General features: G+C 72.6%; 17 protein-coding genes, 1 tRNA gene and 1 pseudogene. 9 read left to right on the top strand and 10 right to left on the bottom strand.

Features of this window, described 5'->3' with window-relative positions:
• Together H3C53_11810 and H3C53_11805 are read right to left on the bottom strand one after the other, a co-directional pair.
• Positions 1-324: dihydrolipoamide succinyltransferase (locus H3C53_11810; protein ID MBW7917350.1), on the bottom strand; the 324-nt coding region annotated here is incomplete at its 3' end.
• Positions 325-366: 42 nt separating this feature from the next.
• Positions 367-3,138 (bottom strand): 2-oxoglutarate dehydrogenase E1 component, encoded by a 2,772-nt coding sequence (locus H3C53_11805; protein MBW7917349.1) that lies wholly within the window; start codon positions 3,136-3,138, stop codon positions 367-369.
• Between the two features lie 276 nt (positions 3,139-3,414).
• Here H3C53_11805 and H3C53_11800 point away from each other — a divergent pair, with 276 nt between their 5' ends.
• The 3 genes from H3C53_11800 (at position 3,415) to H3C53_11790 (ending at position 6,053) form a co-directional block, all read left to right on the top strand.
• The gene (locus H3C53_11800) at positions 3,415-4,392 is read left to right on the top strand and encodes a fructokinase (protein MBW7917348.1); all 978 of its coding nucleotides are present in this window, start codon (positions 3,415-3,417) and stop codon (positions 4,390-4,392) included.
• Positions 4,393-4,426: 34 nt separating this feature from the next.
• Complete coding sequence (locus H3C53_11795; GenBank protein ID MBW7917347.1) at positions 4,427-5,449, top strand: threonine/serine dehydratase; 1,023 nt, start codon at positions 4,427-4,429, stop codon at positions 5,447-5,449.
• A 73-nt stretch (positions 5,450-5,522) separates the two neighbouring features.
• Positions 5,523-6,053, top strand: coding sequence for a hypothetical protein (locus H3C53_11790; protein MBW7917346.1), 531 nt, complete (start codon positions 5,523-5,525; stop codon positions 6,051-6,053).
• Between the two features lie 102 nt (positions 6,054-6,155).
• On the opposite strand, the gene H3C53_11785 is transcribed toward H3C53_11790, so the two are convergent.
• A complete protein-coding gene (locus H3C53_11785) occupies positions 6,156-6,809 on the bottom strand; it encodes a DUF2847 family protein (protein ID MBW7917345.1) in 654 nt (217 codons plus the stop codon).
• A gap of 209 nt (positions 6,810-7,018) precedes the next feature.
• On the opposite strand from H3C53_11785, the gene H3C53_11780 reads away from it, so the two are divergent.
• The 4 genes from H3C53_11780 (at position 7,019) to rdgB (ending at position 9,419) form a co-directional block, all read left to right on the top strand.
• Positions 7,019-7,110 (top strand) — tRNA-Ser (locus H3C53_11780).
• 74 nt (positions 7,111-7,184) lie between these two features.
• Positions 7,185-8,024 carry a glutamate racemase gene (gene murI / locus H3C53_11775; protein ID MBW7917344.1) on the top strand — a complete coding sequence of 280 codons (840 nt, stop codon included), beginning with the start codon at positions 7,185-7,187 and terminating at the stop codon, positions 8,022-8,024.
• 40 nt (positions 8,025-8,064) lie between these two features.
• Positions 8,065-8,787, top strand: coding sequence for a ribonuclease PH (gene rph, locus H3C53_11770; GenBank protein ID MBW7917343.1), 723 nt, complete (start codon positions 8,065-8,067; stop codon positions 8,785-8,787).
• Positions 8,784-9,419, top strand: a complete 636-nt coding sequence (rdgB, locus tag H3C53_11765; protein ID MBW7917342.1) for an RdgB/HAM1 family non-canonical purine NTP pyrophosphatase — start codon at positions 8,784-8,786, stop codon at positions 9,417-9,419. The genes rph and rdgB overlap by 4 nt, the downstream gene beginning before the upstream one ends.
• Positions 9,420-9,479: 60 nt before the next feature.
• Here rdgB and glpX read toward each other — a convergent pair whose 3' ends face one another.
• The 5 genes from glpX to H3C53_11740 all read right to left on the bottom strand — a co-directional run bounded on the left by glpX (position 9,480) and on the right by H3C53_11740 (position 14,551).
• A complete protein-coding gene (gene glpX, locus H3C53_11760) occupies positions 9,480-10,562 on the bottom strand; it encodes a class II fructose-bisphosphatase (GenBank protein ID MBW7917341.1) in 1,083 nt (360 codons plus the stop codon).
• Positions 10,563-10,636: 74 nt separating this feature from the next.
• Positions 10,637-11,713 (bottom strand): alpha/beta fold hydrolase, encoded by a 1,077-nt coding sequence (locus H3C53_11755; protein MBW7917340.1) that lies wholly within the window; start codon positions 11,711-11,713, stop codon positions 10,637-10,639.
• A gap of 107 nt (positions 11,714-11,820) precedes the next feature.
• Positions 11,821-12,456, bottom strand: coding sequence for a bifunctional phosphoribosyl-AMP cyclohydrolase/phosphoribosyl-ATP diphosphatase HisIE (locus tag H3C53_11750; protein MBW7917339.1), 636 nt, complete (start codon positions 12,454-12,456; stop codon positions 11,821-11,823).
• Positions 12,453-13,232: an imidazole glycerol phosphate synthase subunit HisF gene (gene hisF, locus H3C53_11745; protein MBW7917338.1), complete on the bottom strand. Its 780-nt coding sequence runs from the start codon at positions 13,230-13,232 to the stop codon at positions 12,453-12,455. The genes H3C53_11750 and hisF overlap by 4 nt, the downstream gene beginning before the upstream one ends.
• A gap of 26 nt (positions 13,233-13,258) precedes the next feature.
• A complete protein-coding gene (locus H3C53_11740) occupies positions 13,259-14,551 on the bottom strand; it encodes a class I SAM-dependent RNA methyltransferase (protein MBW7917337.1) in 1,293 nt (430 codons plus the stop codon).
• A 55-nt stretch (positions 14,552-14,606) separates the two neighbouring features.
• On the opposite strand from H3C53_11740, the gene H3C53_11735 reads away from it, so the two are divergent.
• Together H3C53_11735 and H3C53_11730 are read left to right on the top strand one after the other, a co-directional pair.
• Positions 14,607-15,113, top strand: coding sequence for a hypothetical protein (locus tag H3C53_11735; protein ID MBW7917336.1), 507 nt, complete (start codon positions 14,607-14,609; stop codon positions 15,111-15,113).
• Positions 15,114-15,119: 6 nt separating this feature from the next.
• Complete coding sequence (locus H3C53_11730) at positions 15,120-15,668, top strand: hypothetical protein (GenBank protein MBW7917335.1); 549 nt, start codon at positions 15,120-15,122, stop codon at positions 15,666-15,668.
• Positions 15,669-15,700: 32 nt separating this feature from the next.
• Here H3C53_11730 and H3C53_11725 read toward each other — a convergent pair.
• Positions 15,701-16,666 (bottom strand): annotated as a pseudogene (locus H3C53_11725) (ABC transporter permease).
• A gap of 70 nt (positions 16,667-16,736) precedes the next feature.
• Positions 16,737-17,768 carry an ABC transporter permease gene (locus H3C53_11720; GenBank protein MBW7917334.1) on the bottom strand — a complete coding sequence of 344 codons (1,032 nt, stop codon included), beginning with the start codon at positions 17,766-17,768 and terminating at the stop codon, positions 16,737-16,739.
• Positions 17,769-17,978 lie beyond the last annotated feature (210 nt).

The following is a 17,978-nucleotide window of genomic DNA, read 5'->3' as shown; positions in this document are numbered from 1 at the left end:
CGCGGACGGCGCCGGCGCGGCGGGCGCCGGGGTCGCCGCGGCGCCCCCGGTCGCTGCGGCGACCGGCGCTCCCTGGCCGGCGGCAGCGGTCTCGTCGATCCGGGCGATGACCTCGCCTATCGCGGCCGAGTCGCCCTCCTTCTTGAGGACCTCGAGCAGGACCCCAGCGGTGGGCGCGGGCACGTCGAGCGTCGCCTTGTCGGTCTCCAGCTCGACCACCGGTTCGTCGACCTCGACGCGGTCGCCGGGCTGCTTGAGCCAGGCGCCGATGAAGACCTCGCTGATCGATTCGCCCGCGGAGGGCACCTTAACGTCGGTTGCCATTCACATCTCCCATACCGGCGACCAGTGCCGCCCAGAGGTTCGTCATCGCGTCTCGAAGGCGCGCCGCATCAGGTCGGCCTGCTCGAGCTTGTGAGCCGCGCCCGACCCGGTGGAGGGACTCGCCGCGGCCGCGCGGTGGACGCCGCTGAACGGCCGCCCGAGCAGCTCGCGCCCGAAGCGGACGAGCAGGTGATGCCAGGCGCCGTTGTTCTCGGCCTCCTCCTGCACGTAGTAGACCGGCGCGTCCGCCGGGAACGCCTCGAGCGCCTCCGCCAGCGGTGCCAGGTGGAGCGGGTACAACTGCTCGAGGCGCACGATGGCCACGTCGGTCGCTCCGCGCTTCTCGCGCTCCGCCAGCAGGTCGTAGTAGACCTTGCCGCTGGTGAGCAGGATCCTGCTCACGCCCTTCGCGTCCACGTCGTGGTCGCCGATGACGCGCCTGAACTTGCCGCGCGCCAGCTCCTCGAGCGAGCTCGTCGCTCGCGGGTGGCGCAGCAGGCTCTTGGGCGCCATCACGACCAACGGCTTGCGGTAAGGCCTCACGACCTGGCGCCGCAGCAGGTGGAAGATCTGGGCCGGGGTCGTGGGGTAGACGACCTGCATGTTGTCCTCGGCGCAGAGTTGCAGGTAACGCTCGAGGCGCGCGCTGGAGTGCTCAGGCCCCTGGCCCTCGTAGCCGTGCGGCAGCAGCATGACCAGGCCCGACAGGCGCGACCACTTCTCCTCGGCGCTGGCGATGAACTGGTCGATGATCACCTGGGCGGTGTTCGCGAAGTCGCCGAACTGCGCCTCCCACAGCACCAGCCCGTCGGGGGCGTCGAGGCTGTAGCCGTACTCGAAGCCGAGCACGCCCGTCTCCGACAGGGGCGAGTTGTGGATGTCGAAGAGCCCGGGGTGGGCCTCCACCGCGCTCATGGGCACGTACTCGTGGCCGTCGCCGGCGTCGTGGAACACGGCGTGCCGGTGGCTGAAGGTGCCGCGCTCCACGTCCTGGCCGCTGAACCGGACCCTCACGCCACCGGCGACGAGGCTGGCGAGGGCCAACGCCTCGCCCGCCGCCCAGTCGAGGGGGACCTCGCCGTCGGCCATGGCCTCGCGCGTCTTGAGCTGCCGCGCGATCTTCGAGTTCAGCTTGAAGTCGGCCGGCACCTGCGTGAGGAGCCTGAGCCACCGCTTGGCGTCGCCCTTGGCGATGCCGGTCTCCGGATCGGGAAGCGCGTCGTCGGCCCCGCCCTGGTAGTCGTGCCACACGCCCTCGAGCGTGGAGTACTGCAGCTTGAAGTCGCCGCTCCGCGCCACGGAGAGCTCCGCCTCAAGGTGGGTGCGCCGCTCGTCGGCGATGCGCTCGGCGTCGGCCTGGCTGACCTCGCCGAGTCGCAGTAGGTGATCGAGGTACGACTCGCGCACCCCGCTGCGCCGGCGGATCTTCTCGTACATGACGGGTTGCGTGAACGACGGTTCGTCGGTCTCGTTGTGCCCGAAGCGCCGGTAGGCGTACATGTCAATCACCACGTCGCGCTTGAACTCGTGCCTGAAGTCCATGGCCAGCTCGATGACCTGGGCGACGGCCTCGGGGTCCTCGCCGTTGACGTGGAAGATGGGGCTCTGGAGCATCTTGGCGATGTCGGACGCGTACGTGGTGCTACGGCCCTGGCGCGGACCCGTGGTGAACCCCACCTGGTTGTTCACGATGACGTGGAGGGTGCCCCCGACCCGGTAGCCGACGAGGCCGCTCAGGTTGAGCGTCTCCTGCACGATGCCCTCGCCTATGAACGCGGCGTCGCCGTGGATGAGGATGGGGAGCACCCGCTCGCGGCGCGCGTCGTCGCGGCGGTCCTGCTTGGCCCGCACGCGTCCCAGGACGACGGTGTTGACGAACTCGAGGTGCGACGGGTTGAAGGCCAACGACAGGTGCACCTTCTTGCCCTCCGCCGTCTCCCAGTCGCTCGAGTAGCCCAGGTGGTACTTGACGTCGCCCCTGCCGAGGTAGAGCTCGGGGTCGGCGTCGTCGAACTCGCGGAAGATGGTGCGGGGGTTCTTACCGAGGACGTTGGCGAGGACGTTCAGCCTGCCCCGGTGCGCCATCCCGAAGACGATCTCCTCCACCCCCTGGCTCCCGGCCTTCTCGATGGCGAGGTCGAGGAGCGGGATGAGCGTCTCGCTGCCCTCTAGCGAGAAGCTCTTGGCGCCGACGTACTTCTTCTGCAGGAACTCCTCGAAGATGGTGGCGTCCGTCAGCTTGGTGAGTATGCGCAGCTGCTGGTCGCGCGGCAGGGCGAGGCGGTTGCGGGTCGCCTCCATGCGGCGCTGCAGCCAGACGCGCACCTCGAGCGAGTCGATGTGCATGAACTGCGCGCCGATGCTGCGGCAGTACGTGGCCTGGAGGCCGTCGATCACGTCGCGCACGGTGGTGGCGCCGGCGAAGGTGCCGGCCAGCACGGGGCGGTCCATGTCGGCCTCGCTCAGGCCGTAGTGGGCCGGGTCGAGCTCCGGGGCAACGAACTGGTCGCGCCCGAGCGGGCTGAGGTCGGCCAGGCGGTGACCGCGCACGCGGTAGTTGCGCACCAGCCGGTCGAGCTTCTGCTGCAGCAGCGCCGCGGCGACCTCGACCTCGCCCAGGTGAGCGGTCGTGTGACCGCTGGGGGGGTTGAATAGGCTATGGGGCGTGAAGCTGGGGCCCAGCGCCGGCCGCGCGCCGGGTGCCGGTGCCGGCTGGGCGGCGAAGTACGCCTGCCACGCCTCGCCCACGGCCGACGGCTCCTCCAGGTAGCGGAGGTAGAGTTCCTCGACGTAGTCGAGGCTGGAACTGTTCAACTGACCGGGTACGGCGCTGGCATCCATGGTGCGGGACCTCATCACCTGATCTCGTTCTCGGCGCGAGGGGCGGCACGCCTAGAACCCCGCCTCCCTCCGGCTAAGCGCTGCGGCGCGGGGTGGTGCGGGGGCGTGCGGCCCTGTCCACGGTGGTCGCGCCGGGGCGCCACCGTCATCCAGTGTCAAGTTGTATCACGGTCCCAGCCGCTGGCCCGCCTCGCCCCGGACGAAACGGGATACTCGCGCCGAGCGGCACCTTGAGTTACCTTCTGTGGCATGACCCCGCTCGCACCCGTCACGCTCGTCTGCCTGGGGGAGGCCCTCGTCGACCTCGTCGCCGAGGATAAGGGCGTCGCCCTGCAGGACGCCGTCAGGTTCGTGCGCGCCGCCGGCGGGGCGCCGGCCAACGTGGCGGTGGGGGCGGCCCGCCTGGGGGTCAGGGCCGGCTTCGTCGGCAAGGTCGGCGCAGACGCGTTCGGCGACCACCTCGAAGCCTCACTGCGGGGCGCCGGCGTCGACACCTCCCGCATGCGCCGCGACCCGATGCACCGCACCGGCCTCGCCTTCGTGAGCCTGGCCGCGGACGGCGAGCGGGAGTTCCTCTTCTACCGCCACCCCTCCGCCGACCAGTTCCTCGCGCCAGAAGAACTCGACGACGACTACCTGGCCGCCGCGACCGTCCTGCACCTTGGGACGCTCTCCCTGGTAGGCGGCCCGGCGCGAGAAGCGAGCCTGCACGCGCTCCGGGTGGCGGGCGCCGCGCGGGCGCTTCGCTCCCTCGACGTCAACCTGCGGCTCGACGCCTGGCCCGGCCCGCGGCAGGCCCGGGCGGGCGCCCTGGCCGCGCTGGCGCAGTGCGAGGTGGTCAAGGTGAGCCTCGACGAGCTCGACTTCCTGGCCGGCGGCACGGGCACGGCGGAGGCGGCGTCCCTGCTGCGCGAAGCCACGCGCCTGCTGGTCGTGACGCACGGCGCGGCGGGCGCCAGCTACCACCTTCCCGACGGCCGCCACGGCCACGTGCCGGGGTTCGGGGTCGAGGCGCTCGACACGACGGGCGCTGGCGACGCCTTCGTGGCGGGACTGTTGGCGGGGCTGGCCCAGGACGCGGCGGCGCTCGCCGAGCCGGCCGCGCTGCGCCCCCTGCTGCGTCGCGCCAACGCGTGCGGAGCGCTCGCCACGCTGCGGCTCGGCGCCATCCCGGCCCTACCGACGGCGGCGGAGCTGGGATCGTTCCTGTCGGTCCACGGCGCCTGACCGGCTCCGCCCGGCCCGTGGTAGATAGGGTGGCATGACCGACGTGAGCGTGGAACCCGTCTCGTTGGGCGAGCCGCAGCTCGCGGACGTCGAGGCCGCGCAGGCGCGGCTCGGCGACGCCGTGCGCCGCACCCCCCTCCTGCCGTTGACGTTGCCCGACTGCCCCTTCCCCCTCTTCGTGAAGCCCGAGGGGCTGCAGGCCATCGGCTCGTTCAAGATCCGCGGCGCCACCAACTTCCTGGCGTCGCTGCCGGCCGAGGTGAGGGCGAAGGGCGTCGTGGCGCACTCGAGCGGCAACCACGCGCAGGGCGTGGCCGCCGCCGCCAAGCGCTTCGGCGTCAAGGCGACCATCGTCATCCCGGCGGGCGCACCGGCCGTCAAGGTCGCCAACACGAAGGCGCTCGGGGCGACCGTCGTGCGCTGCGAGAACACGCAGGAGGCGCGGGAGGCGGCCGTGAGAGAGATCGCGGCGCGCGAGGGGGCCACGCCGGTGCCGCCCTTCGATCACCCCTGGATCGTCGCGGGCCAGGGGACGGTCGGGCTCGAGATCGCCCAGGACCTGCCGGACGTGAAGAACGTGCTGGTCCCCATCGGCGGCGGTGGCCTGGCCTCGGGGGTCGCCGTCACCATCCGGTCGCTCGTGCCGGGGGCCCAGGTCGTCGGCGTGGAGCCGGAACTCGCCGCCGACGCCAAGGAGTCGCTGGCCGCGGGCGAGTTGCGGGCCTGGGGGCCCGACAGGGTCACGCGCACCATCGCCGACGGGGTCAGGAGCCAGAGCATCGGCAAGCTCAACTTCGCCATGCTCTCGCGTTACCTCGCCGGGGTCGTCACCGTGGGCGAGGACGCCATCGCCGCCGCCGTGCGGCATTACGTCACGGCGGGTCGCCTGGTGGTGGAGCCGACCGGCGCCATCTCGCTGGCCGCCCTCAGGCGCCTCCTGCGCGAGGGGAGCGTCGACGGGATCGAGCTCCTCCCCGGCCCGACGGTGGTCGTCGCGTCCGGCGGCAACGTGGACACGGCCATGCTGTGCGACCTGCTCTCGGCCAGGAGCGAGTGACGACGGCCCAGCCCCCCACCTGCGGGGCACACGCGCGTCGCCCAGCCGGCCACCCACGGTCTATCCTCTTGTCGTGAACGCGCTCGCCGTCCTGGTCCTGCTGCTCTTCTTCATCGTGCTCGCCCTGTCGTTGACGGTGTGGGCGGCCCTCACCATGGGCACGCGGCGCCGGCAGGCGCTCGCCGCGGACCGCGCCGGCGCCGGCCACGCGGGTGCCGGCGCTAGAGCGGGCAGCGGATCGGGCGAGGCTGTCGGCGCCACCGCGGGCACGACCGGACGAGCGGTCGCGGGCGCCACCCCCCAACCGGGCGTTCACGAGCGCGGTCGAGTCACGCCGCGACGCGCCGCCGACCTGCCGTGGCTCCGCCCCCAGCCGGACGCCGCCGAGGCCGCACCCCGTGCCGACCGCTCCGGCACCGGGGCGCGACGGCCGCGCGTGGTGGACACGGACGAGGGCGGCGACCGGGACCCGGGCCAGAGGGCAGCCGGACACGCCGGTCCCGACGCGCCGGCACCTACGCCCGCCCGGGCGACGGTGACGCCGCGCAAGGCCGAGCCCGACGCCTTCGACCGCTTCCTCGACGCCGAGCGCCGCCGCGACTAGGCGGCTCCCGGCGCCCGCGGGTCCGGGTTAGCGCAAGGTCGCCGCCGGCGGGATCCCCGCGGGCGGCGACCCGTCAACGGCCGCGATCGCGGCCAAGCGACCTCAGGCGCGCGCGCTCACGAGCTCCCGCAGGCGGTCGTAGGCCGTCTGCGCCCGCAGGCGCAGCTGGGAGTTGTCGGCCTTACCCGCCATCATCAGGTGCATGTTGATGTGCTGGTCGACGTCGCCGAAGATGGAGTTGAGGATCTCGACCTCGTCGCCGGGACGCAGCGTGGCGTCGCCCCGGAACATGTAGGTGTAGGTGTGCTCGAACTGCGCGTCGTCGATGCTCCCGGCCAGGTACTTCTCCAGGACGTCGAAGTAGGGTCCGAGGTCCGAGCCGGCGGTGGCGGTCGGCGCCGCGACAGGCTCGCCCACCGGGACCTTGGCGAAGCCCGCGGCGAGCGCCTCCGGCGTGATGTCCCAGTTGTCGACGTCGAACACGGGCGCGCCGTCCTGGAAGAGGATCACCTGCGGCGACTCGTGGACGACGCCGGTGCGCTCGGCCACGAGGTTGCTCGCCGCCCGCGCCTCCACCACGCGGATCACGCCGCACATGAGGTCCTCGCGACCCTCGAGCTGCTCCTGCACGAAGCCGAAGCCCTGCATCGTCTTGTGGCACGTGCCGGCCTTGTAGATGACGCTGGTGGGGTAGCGGTCCACGAACGCCTCGACGGCCTCCGGGGTGTTCAGCAGAAATATCCTGTCTTTCAGCATCTCGCCTCCGTGATGGTCCTGCGCTTGGCCCCGAGTCTATCCAGTGACCGACGCGGGGGCTTGTGTCGCATGAACCAGGCGCGGCCCCGCCCCTCGGCCAGCAGCACCGGCCTCGCCACGACCGCTCGGTTCGTTGACCGCCCACGGGTCGACTGTTACACTCCGTGTTGCCCTGTCGCCACTGGCGCCGCGGCTCGGCGCCCGCTCGCGGAGAGGTGTCCGAGTGGTTTAAGGAGCACGCCTGGAAAGCGTGTGTGTGGGGCAACCTGCACCGAGAGTTCGAATCTCTCCCTCTCCGCCACGTCCGCATCACGGGGCCCCCGGTCGCACGGGGGCCCCGCCACGTCAGGGGCACGACCTGGGCGGTGGTAAGCTCTGCGCGTGCCGCGCCGCGACCTCGCCCCCCTCGGAGTGTTCGACTCGGGGGTCGGCGGCCTGACGGTGTTGACAGCGCTGCGCGCCGCCCTGCCCGACGAGACGTTCATCTACCTTGGCGACACCGCCCGCGTGCCCTACGGTTCCAAGCCGCTCGGCATGGTGCGCGGCTTCGCCGCGGAGATCGTGGCGGAGCTGGTGGATCGCGGCGTCAAGGGGATCGTGGTGGCCTGCAACACGGCCTCCGCCGCCGCCCTGCCCGGGTTGGCCTCCACCGCCACCGTGCCCCTCTGGGGCGTCGTCGAACCCGGCGTCGAGGCGGCGCTGCGCGCCTCCCCCGGCGGACGGGTGGGGGTGCTTGGCACCGTCGGCACGGTCGGCGCCAGGGTCTACCAGGACCGGCTGGAGGCCGCGGGGCGCGCCACGTGGGGGCGGGCGTGCCCCCTGTTCGTGCCCCTGGTCGAGGAGGGCCTGGCGGTCGGGGAAGGCACGGAGATCGCCCGCCTCGTCGCGCGCCACTACCTGGCCGACCGCCCGGAGCTCGACGCGCTCATCCTCGGCTGCACGCACTACCCTGCCCTCAAGGGCGTGCTGCGAAGCGTGCTCGGGGACGAGCTCCCGTTGATCGACTCCGCCGCCGAGGTGGCGGCCGTGGTGGCCCGCGACCTGGCCGCCATGGGACTCGCCGCGCCCCGCGGCCGAACCGGTGGCGCCGCCTACCTCGTGACGGGCGACGTGACCACGTTCGCGCATAGCGCGCGCGTTCTGGGGGTGACGGGCGTGGTCGCCGAGCACCTCGACGTGGCGCGCCTGGCGCGCCGCCGGGAGCTGCGGCCGTGACGGCGCGGGCGCCGCAGCGCGGCGGTCGGCGGGTCGGGTCGTGAGCCCCGTGGAACGGGTCGGTAGGGGCGCGGCCGAGCTGCGGCCCGTGACGGTGGAGCTCGGGTACAACCCACACGCGGAGGGCTCCGCGCTCGTTACTTGGGGGCGGACGGTGGTGTTGGCGACGGTGACGATCGAGGCCAAGCTGCCGCCCCACATGCGCGGGGCGCCGCACAAGGGCGGGTGGCTCACGGCGGAGTACGCCCTGTTGCCGCGCAGCACGAAGGAGCGCGTGGCGCGCGAGCGGCTGTACGCCTCCGGCCGCACCCAGGAGATCCAGCGGCTCATGGGCAGGGCGCTACGCAGCACGGTCGACCTCGCGCTGTTCAGGGGCAAGACCATCACCCTCGACGCGGACGTGCTCGTGGCCGACGGCGGCACGCGCTGCGCGGCCATCCTCGCGAGTTACGCCGCGCTGCACCAGGCGGCCGACCGGCTCGTGTTCGCGGGCGAACTGGCGGAGTGGCCGCTGCGGCACGAGATCGCCGCGGTGAGCGTCGGCGTGGTCGACGGCGAGACCCGCATCGACCTCGACCACCGCGAGGACGCCGCCGCCGAGCTCGACCTCAACGTGGTGGCCACGGCGGACGGCAAGGTCCTCGAGGTCCAGGGCGGCAGCGAGGAGGGGCCCGTGGCCGCCGAACGTTACGTGGCGCTCGTGGCCGCCGGGGTGGCGGCGGTGGAGCGGCTGTTGACGAGCGTGCGGGGCCAGTTGCGGTGACGCGCCTGGCGGTGGCCACCCTCAACGCCGGCAAGGTCCGCGAGTTCCAGGAGGCGCTGGGCACGGCCTTCGAGCTCGTGACGGCCGCGGAGGCGGGGGTCGGCGCCTTCCCGGACGAGACGGGTGCCAGCTACGAGGAGAACGCCCTCATCAAGGCCGGCCACGTGGCGGCCGCCAGCGGTCTCCCTGCCCTGGCCGACGACTCGGGGCTCGAGGTCGACGCCTTGGGCGGCGCCCCCGGCGTGTACACGGCCCGCTTCGGCGGGCCCGGCCTGACCGACGGCGAGCGCATGGCGCACCTGCTGCAGCGCCTCAGGCACGTGCCCGACCCGGCCAGGACGGCCAGGTTCGTGTGCGTCATCGTGCTCGCCACGCCGGCGGGCGCGGTGGAGGCGTTCCGCGGCGTAAGCGAGGGGCGCATCCTGCAGGGACCGCGGGGCGCCGGTGGTTTCGGCTACGACCCCATCTTCGGCAGCAACGAACTCGGCCTGAGCTTCGCCGAGGCGGGCATCGCGCAGAAGCGGCGGGTAAGCCACCGCGGCCGCGCCCTCGCCGCCTTCAGGGAATGGGCCGCCTCGCCGGAGGGCGCCGCGGTCCTCACCGACACGACCAGGCGCGACGTCGAAGAGTAGCGGCCACCCCGCCCCCGCCGGCCCGTCCGGCACCACTGGCATGCCCGGCGCCGCCGACCCTCACACCTGGATGGTCACGCGCGCCCCGTCGCCGAGCAGGTGGACAGAGTCCGTGAAGCGGATCGCGCGCGAGCGGTAGCCCATGGTGATGCTGTGCGTGCGGGCCCCGTTCTTGAAGAACTTCACGCCCCGCAGGAGGTCGCCGTCGGTGATGCCGGTGGCGCTGAAGACGATGTTCTGGCCAGGAGCCAGCTCCTCGGTGCGGTAGACGCGGTCCTCGCTGGCGCCGGCAGCCTCGAGGCGGCGCCGTTCGTCGTCGTTGCGCGGCTTGAAGCGGCCGTGGATCTCGCCCCCCAGGCACTTGAGGGCCGCCGCCGCCAGCACCCCCTCCGGCGCGCCGCCGATCCCCATGACGGCGTGCACGTTCGTGCCGCGCACGGCGGCGGCCAGCGCGGCGATGACGTCGCCGTCGCCGATCAGCTTCACGCGCGCGCCCGCGTCGCGCACCTCCCGGATGAGCTGCTCGTGCCGCGGTCGGTCGAGTATCACGACCGTCAGGTCGTCGACGGCGCGGTCGAGCGACAGGGCCACGCCGCGCAGGTTGGCGGCCACCGGCCAGGTGAGGTCGACGCGCCCCTTGGCGGGCGGCCCGACGATCAGCTTCTCCATGTAGGTGTCGGGCGCCTGGAAGAGGCCGCCGCGCTCCGACATGGCGATGACGGCCACCGAGCCGTTCACCATGCGGGCCGTGATGTTCGTGCCCTCGACGGGGTCGACGGCGATGTCGACCTGCCAGTCGTCGTCGCCGGCCTGGCCGACGCGCTCGCCGATGTAGAGCATCGGCGCCTCGTCCCGCTCCCCCTCGCCTATCACGATCTCGCCGGCGATGGGCAGTTCGTTCAGCACCAACCTCATGGCGTCGACGCCCGCCTGGTCGACCAGGTCCGGGTCTCCCTTGCCCGCCACGCGGCTGGCGGCTATGGCCGCCTGCTCCGTCACCCTCACCATGTCGAGCACGAGGGCGGCCTCCAGGCCGCCGGCCCTGACGGGACGCGCGGGCCCCGCCTGGTCGAGGGTGTCCTGTCGGGCGGCCGCTTCCGCACGGTCGCCTGTGGAGGGGGTGCCGCTGCTGGACTTCGCCATGCCACACTATGGCGCCGCCCGGCGCCGGCGTGCGGCGTTGTACGCACGTGCCGGTGTAACGGCGGCCCCGCGGTTCAGGGGGAGGTCGGGGTGAGCTCGCCGCCGCGGTACTCGAAGCCCGCCGGTGGCGCGGGCAACACGAACGACGCCATGGGGTACGCGCCGTGGTCCGGCGCTCCGAGCGCCTCGAGCATGGCGGCGACCCAGCTGATCGACCGGTTGTAGTGCCGGCCGAGGTCGGAGTGCGACTCGGTGGCCGTGATCCCCCAGATGTTCGAACGGGTACCGTTGATACGAACGTTCACGTCGTCGTCGGCGAGCACGTTCGGATCGAGCGACAGCAGGCGGAAGCTGGTGCGCACCTCGAGGCCGTAGATGACGTTGGCCGGCACGACATCGTTGATGTTCATGCGCCCGGCCTGCCCCGGCACGGCCAGGGTGCCGCACGGGTCGCCCTGGTCGAGAGGGAACGGGATGGTCCACGGACCGTCGACGAACGTCTCCTTGACGTAACCCTTGTGCTTGTTCCACCACATCCAGCAGATGGCGTCGAGCGCGACGAAGGAGTCGAAGGTCACGTCGAGGTTGTTCATGGCCAAGAGCGACGCCCAGACGGTACCGTGCGAGTGGCCCACCAGCACCACGCGCGTCGGGTCGGCCACGCCGTCGATCCAGTTCGCCCGCACCTCGTCGAGGTACGCCTGCGCCTGGAGGTAGCCCGCCTCGATCTTCCCGCTGATGGAGCTGTAATGGCTGGTCACGAAAGACGATACGCCGAAGACCTCGATGCGGCCGAAACCGAGCCGCTCGTACGCCCGCTTGATGCCGTCGAGGACCGCCACGCCGCCCGTGCTGTCGGTGGAGCGGTCGAGGTAGGACCAGGTGCTGCGCGTGTCGCACACCAGCCCGCAGTGCCCCGAGAAGGCGATGATCACCAGGTCGGGCGCGTCTGCCGGCCGCGGCCTCGTGGGGGTGGCCGCCTCGACGCCGAAGTACCCGATGCCGTCCAGCGGCGACCCGGCGCTCGTGGACCTCGCGGCCCCGGCTCGCGCCAACTCGTCGCCCCCCGCCGCCGGCGCGCAGGCGGCGGCCACGAGCACGGCGATGGCGGCGAGGAGTGGGAGTCGGAGCAGGCGTCTGGGTCTGGGCATCGCGCACCGCGGGCGGCGCCGGCGCCGCCCCTCGCGGTAGCCTACGCCACCGACCGACCGCTTAGCTCCGGCCGGCGCTACGGCGCCGTCGCGCGGCTCGGCCGGTCCTAGCCGCGCCGCCGCTCCGTCAACTTGGCGGCGACCCGCTCGAGCCCGACGCCGCGCTCGGCGAACAGCACGCTCAGGTGGAACAGCAGGTCCGCGGCCTCCCCGACGAGCTCGTCGTCCCGCTCCTGGAGCGCGGCGACGACGACCTCGCCCGCCTCCTCGACCACCTTCTGCGCCACGTACCCCACTCCCCGTTCGTGCAGCCGGCGGACGTAGGAGCCCTCCGGCAGGCGCGTCAAGCGGTCCGCGACGACGCCCTGCAGCTCGGCCAGGGCCGCGCCCAGCTCGGCGCCGGCCGCGCCCGCCGCGGGCGCCAGGCCGGGCCCGGGCAGGGTCCCGAAGAAGCAGCTGCGCGCCCCGGTGTGGCACGCCGGCCCGCTCTCGTCGACCAGGTAGAGCAGGGCGTCGCCGTCGCAGTCGTACCGCACCTCGACCACGCGTTGCGTGTTCCCGCTGGTGGCGCCCTTGCGCCACAACTCGCGCCGCGAGCGGCTGAAGTAGTGCGCCTCGCCCGTCAGCAGGGTGAGCTCGAGGGCCGCCCGGTCCGCGTAGGCCAGCATCAGGACCGCCTGGTCGGTGACGGACTGGGTCACGACGGGCACCAGCCCGTCGGCGCCGAAGGTCAGCTCGGTCACGCCGCCACCTCGCGCACCGGTAGCCCCGCCTCGCGGCAGACGCGCTTGACGGCGCCTATACTCACCTCGCCACGGTGGAATATGCCCGCCGCCAGGGCCGCGTCCACCCCCGTCAGCAGGGCGTCGCGCATGTCCTCGGCGCTACCCGCCCCGCCCGAGGCGACGATCGGAACGTCGACCGCGGCCCTGAGCGCCCTGAGCGCCGCGAGGTCGTAGCCGGAGCCCATGCCGTCACCGTCGATGCTGTTCAGCACGATCTCGCCGGCGCCGAGCGCCTGGCCGCGCTCCGCCCAGGCGGTCATCTCCAGCCCGGTCGCGCGCCGCCCACCGGCGACGTACACCTCCCAGCCTCCGCCGGCCCCACGCTTGACGTCGATGGACAGGACGATCGCCTGCGACCCGAAGGCGTCGGCGGCGCGGCGCACGAGCTCCGGGTCCGCGACGGCAGCGGAGTTGACGGAGACCTTGTCGGCGCCGGCCAGCGTCAGGGCGCGCACGTCGGCCAGTTCCCGCACGCCGCCGCCGATGGTGAGGGGCATGAAGCAGCGTTCGGCGACCCTGGCGGCGACGTCGAGGATGTTCCCCCTGCCCTCGCTTGTGGCCGTGATGTCGTACAGCACGAGCTCATCGGCGCCCTCGGCGTTGTAGTGCAATGCCAGGGCGACGGGGTCGCCCACGTCGGCCAGCTCACCGAGCTCCGCGCGCCCGAACTGCTGACCGCGGGTGACTCGTCCGGCGTGTACGTCGAGGCAGGGGATGATCCGTTTGGCGAGCATGCCGTCGAGTGTAGCCCCGCCGGAGTTCAGGCGCGTGTCAGGAGGGATAGGAGCTCCACGTGGTGCGTCTGCGGGTAGAAGTCGTAGGGCACCGCGCGCTCGAGGACGAGGCCCCGGCGGGCCAGGTCGGCGACGTCGCGCGCCCAGGTCGCGGGGTCGCAACTCACGTAGATCAGGCGCGCCGCCGGGCCGGCCGCGATCGCGGCGCGCGCGTCCGCGGACAGACCCGCCCTCGGCGGGTCGACGACGACGAGCTCCGCGCCTGCCGGGACGGCGACGGCGCGAGCGTCCTGCCTGACGAACTCCACGTTGCCGATGCCGAGGCGCTCCAAGTCGCGGAGGCCGCGCGCGACGGCGGCCCTGTCGATCTCGACCGCGAGCACCCGGCCGAAGCGCTCCGCGAGGTGGAAGGCGATGGCGCCCCCGCCGGCGTAGAGCTCCACAGCGGTCCCACCGTCGCCTGCCCAGCGCGCCAGCTCCTCGTAGAGGGCGCCGGCCGCGCGGGCGTTCGGCTGCGCGAACGAGGTGGCGTTCACCGTGAGGGTCACACGTCCGTACCGTTGGCGGACGAAGCGCTCGCCCGCGAGGCGCGTGGCGCCCGACCGGAACCTGCCGCGTGCGTCGTGCGGCGCGTAGCTCACGCCGGTGACGCCACCCCGGACAAGGGCGTGAGCGAGATCGAGCAGCGCCCTTTCCGGCGCGTCTGAGACCAAGGCGACGAGTGCCTCGCCCGCGTCGTTCGCGCGGATCGCTACTTCCCGCACCCCGGCTCCACGGTGCCCCCCTAGCTCGGTGACCGCGCTCCAGGCGGCGTTGACGGCCGCGGTGGCGGTGGGATCTTCGTCCAGGACGACGACCTCGTGGCTCGCCGGGCGTCGGTAGCCGAGGCCACCGCGGGCGGCGGCTGGCTGGACGGTGTTCCTGTAGCCCCAGTCCGCCGGCGCCGGCACGACCTGATCCACGTCGGTCGCGGCCGGCAAGGGTGCGCGCGCGCGGGCAAGCGCATCGACCACGACGGCGCGCTTCTCGATCAGCTGGCGCTCGTACGTCATGAACGAGAAGTCGAGGCCGGGGTGGGCGTGCGCCGGCACCCGGTCGGGGCTGGCGACGACGACGCCGAGCGAGCGCCCCTGCCACACACCCCTCTCGCGGCGCAGCTCGGCCTCGACGGTCTCGCCGGGCAGGGCGCCGGCGACCAGCGCCACCTCCCCCGACCCGGTGCGGGCGAGGGCGACCCCGCCGTGGACGGTCCGCTCGACCGTCACGACCTCCCGGCGGGAGCCGCTCCGTTTAGCGTGCTTGACGCCTTCCCGGGTCACGGGGGGCAGTCTAACCGTACCGGCCCCGCCCGGAAGCGGCTGCTATACTGCCGCCATGAAGCGCTCCCTACAAGAAGTCGTGGAGCTGGTCGTCTTCGGCCTCGTCGCTCTCCTGATCGGAACCGGCTTGTTGTGGGTGGTCGGTTGGTTGCTCTCGCTCGGAGGGCTCCTCCTCAAGGCGATCGCCGGGTTGCTATGGCTGTTGCTCCGTTTCGTGGTGCCGGTCGCCATCGTCGCCGGTCTGGTGTACTTCCTCGTCAAGGCGCTGCAGGGCCGCCACGGCAGCGAGCCGGCCTCCGGCGCCGGCGCAGCCAGCACCGCGGCCACCACGACCGCGACTACCCCCGCGCCCGCGGCTGCCGCCGCGACCAGCGGCGCGGCGCCGACGGTTGGGGCGCCCGGCGCCTCCTCGGCGGAAGGCGCGGCGACCGACCCGAGCGCCGCCGGTGACGCGGGTTCGGTGGCCACTGAGAACGCCAGCGAGCAGACCGCCGACCCCACCACCGACCCCGCCACCGACCGTGCCGCCGGGGACGCCGGGAACGCCGCGAACGAGAGCTGAGTCGGTTTGGCGCGCGCGGCGGCGCGGCGGTCGGGCCTGACCGCCCCTCGCGGCCTGACGGCGCTCCTAGTGGTCGTCGCGGCCGCGACGCTCGTGGCGGCGGCGCAAGTCGACTCGCCCAGCGCGCCCGTCGCCCCCACCGCCGAAGCCGTCGCGGGCGGAGCGCGGCTCTACGCGCTCAACTGCGCCGTCTGTCACGGCGCGAGCGGGCGCGGCATCGACGAGGCGAGGCTGGCGTTCCCTCCAGGGGACCGTCACTGCACGCGCTGCCACAAGCCGAACAACCGCGCCGTGCAGTCCCTCGCCGAGCCGCTCGTCGACAACGACATGTTCTCCATCGGCGTTCCGCCGCCGCTCGTGCCGACGGCGGGGGCGCCGGCGCCGCTGGCGGCGACCGCCTCGCCCGACGCGTTGTGGGCGTACCTCTCCCACACGATGCCGCGCTACGAGCCGGGGAGACAGTCGCCGCGCGAGTACTGGCAGTTGACGGCCTTCCTCCTCGACCTCAACGGCCGCGAGGCGGCGGCGGCGGCAGCGTCCGCCGCCTCAGAGTGAGCCAGCGCCGGCGCCCTTGGGGCGGCGCCACGTCACTCGGTGCGAGGGTCGAGCACGTCACGGAAGGCGTCGCCGAGCAGGTTCCAGGCGAGCACGAAGAGCAGGATGATGAGACCCGGCCAGAACGACACGTACCAGAAGTGGAACGGTTGGCCCGGCAGCCCAAGGATCCAGTCGCGCGCGAACGAGATCATCTGTCCCCAGTCGGCGTAGCCGATCTCGGCGCCGAGCCCAAGGAACGACAGGGCGGCGGCGGTGAGAACCACCGAGCCGATGTCGAGGCTGGCGACGATGACGATGGGCCCGATCGCGTTGGGAAGCACGTGGCGGGCGATGATGCCGAGGGGGCGCCGGCCGATGGCGCGGGCACCGGCCACGTACTCCTCCTCCTTGATGCGGAGTACCTCGCCGCGCATGAGTCGCGCGTACGACGGCCACGCCGTGACGGCGATGGCCAGCATGATGTTCTCGATCGACTTGCCGAGGACCATCACCACGACGAGGGCCACCACGAGGCTCGGGAGCGAGATCACGATGTCCGTGAAGCGCATGACCGCGTTGTCGAGCACCCCGCCCACGTAACCGGACAGGGAGCCGACGAACACCCCCACCAGGAAGGCCAGGCCGACGACGATGAGGCCCACCTTGAAGGCGGTGCGCGTGCCCCAGGCGAGTCCGTAGAAGATGTCGTAGCCGCCGCTGGTGGTACCGAGCACCGTGCCGGTGCTGGCGGCGCTGCCGGGCTGGCTGCTGAACCCCACCCTGGCGATGGTGAAGCACGACTTCGGCGGGACCAAGATGGCGCGCCAGAAGGCCGGCTTGACGGGGTTGCGGTAGTCGTGCTGCGTGGCCGCCGTGAGGCCGAGGTCGCGCAGGCAGCTCCTTGGCAACTCGGTGATCACGGGAGCGAACGCTCCGAGCAGGACGAAGGCGACGAGCATCACCAGACCCACTATGGCCAGCGGGTTGCGCCTGAAGCGCTTCCACGCCTTGCCCTTCCGGGCCGGGGTGTCGAGCTGGTGGTCGGGGGCCTCGAGGGCCGCGGGGGTGGCTGGGGCCTCCGTCACGTCACTCGTACCTGATGCGCGGGTCGACCACCCCGTAGAGGACGTCGACGAGCAGGTTGGCCAAGACGACCATCATCGCCGTGAAGATGGCGAAGCCGAGCACCGAGGCGTAATCGAGGTTGACCGCCGCCGAGGCCGCCCACTGGCCGAGTCCCGGGTAGTTGAAGATCGTCTCCGTGATGACGACGCCGTTGATCAACCCGATGAGAACGAAGCCGGAGAGGGTGATGACGGGGATGAGGGCGTTGCGGCGCGCGTGCTTGTGCGTCACGACGCGCTCCGGCAGACCCTTGGCCCGCGCGGTCCTGACGTAGTCGCGGCCGAGGGCGTCGAGGAGCGACGAACGCATCACCCGCATGATCTGGGCGCTCAGCACGACCGCCAGCGTCACCACGGGCAGCACCATGTGACGCAAGGCGTCCCAGAAGACGTTCCAGCGCCAGTTGAGGATCGAGTCGATGAGGAGCATGCCGGTGTAGCTGGCGAAGCCAGAGCTCGTGCCCGCCAGCGAGACGGCCGTGGCGGTCGACACCCTGCCGGGTTGGAACCACCCCAACCAGCCGTAGAATATTACCAACAGCCAGATGCCAAGCACGAAGGTGGGCAGGGACCAGCCCACGATCGAGACCACGCGCGTGATCTGGTCGACGGCCTTGTCGCGGTTCAGGGCGGCCGCCGTCCCCATCGAGATGCCAACGCCCAGCACCGGCGCGATGGCGAGGAGCGCCAGCTCGAGCGTGACGGGGAAGCGCTTCTTGAGCGTGGTGAGCACGGGCTCACGCGACGTGCGCGAGTAGCCGAGGTTGCCCTTGAACACCTGGCCGACCCAGCGGCTGTACTGCTGGTACCACGGGTCCTCGAGCCCGAACTCCTTGATGATCGCGTCGATGTTGCGGATCTGCTGCTCGGACTGCACGTAGGCGGCGGCTCGCTGGTAGGGCGATAGCAGCTGCATGAGCAGCACGATGGCCAATGTCACCCCGACGAACACGACGGGGAGCATCAACAGCCGTCTGGTAATGAAGGTAAGCAAGATACGTTCCTCGATCGAACCGTGGCGTCGCGGGCGTGCGTGGCCGTCGGGTCGCGACGTGTTGGTCGCCGGACGCCACCGCCCGTCGCAACGGACGGCTCGGGCCCGGTCGGGGCGGGGGGGGCTCGCACCCCGCCCCCCCCCGCGGCCGAGGCCGCGGCCCCCGACCGGGGGCCGGCGGGGGGGTGGGCGTGCAGAGGGACGCCAGGG

This window comes from Trueperaceae bacterium (assembly GCA_019454765.1).
Classification (GTDB): Bacteria; Deinococcota; Deinococci; order Deinococcales; family Trueperaceae; genus JAAYYF01.
This window is presented reverse-complemented; position numbering and strand designations above follow the sequence as displayed.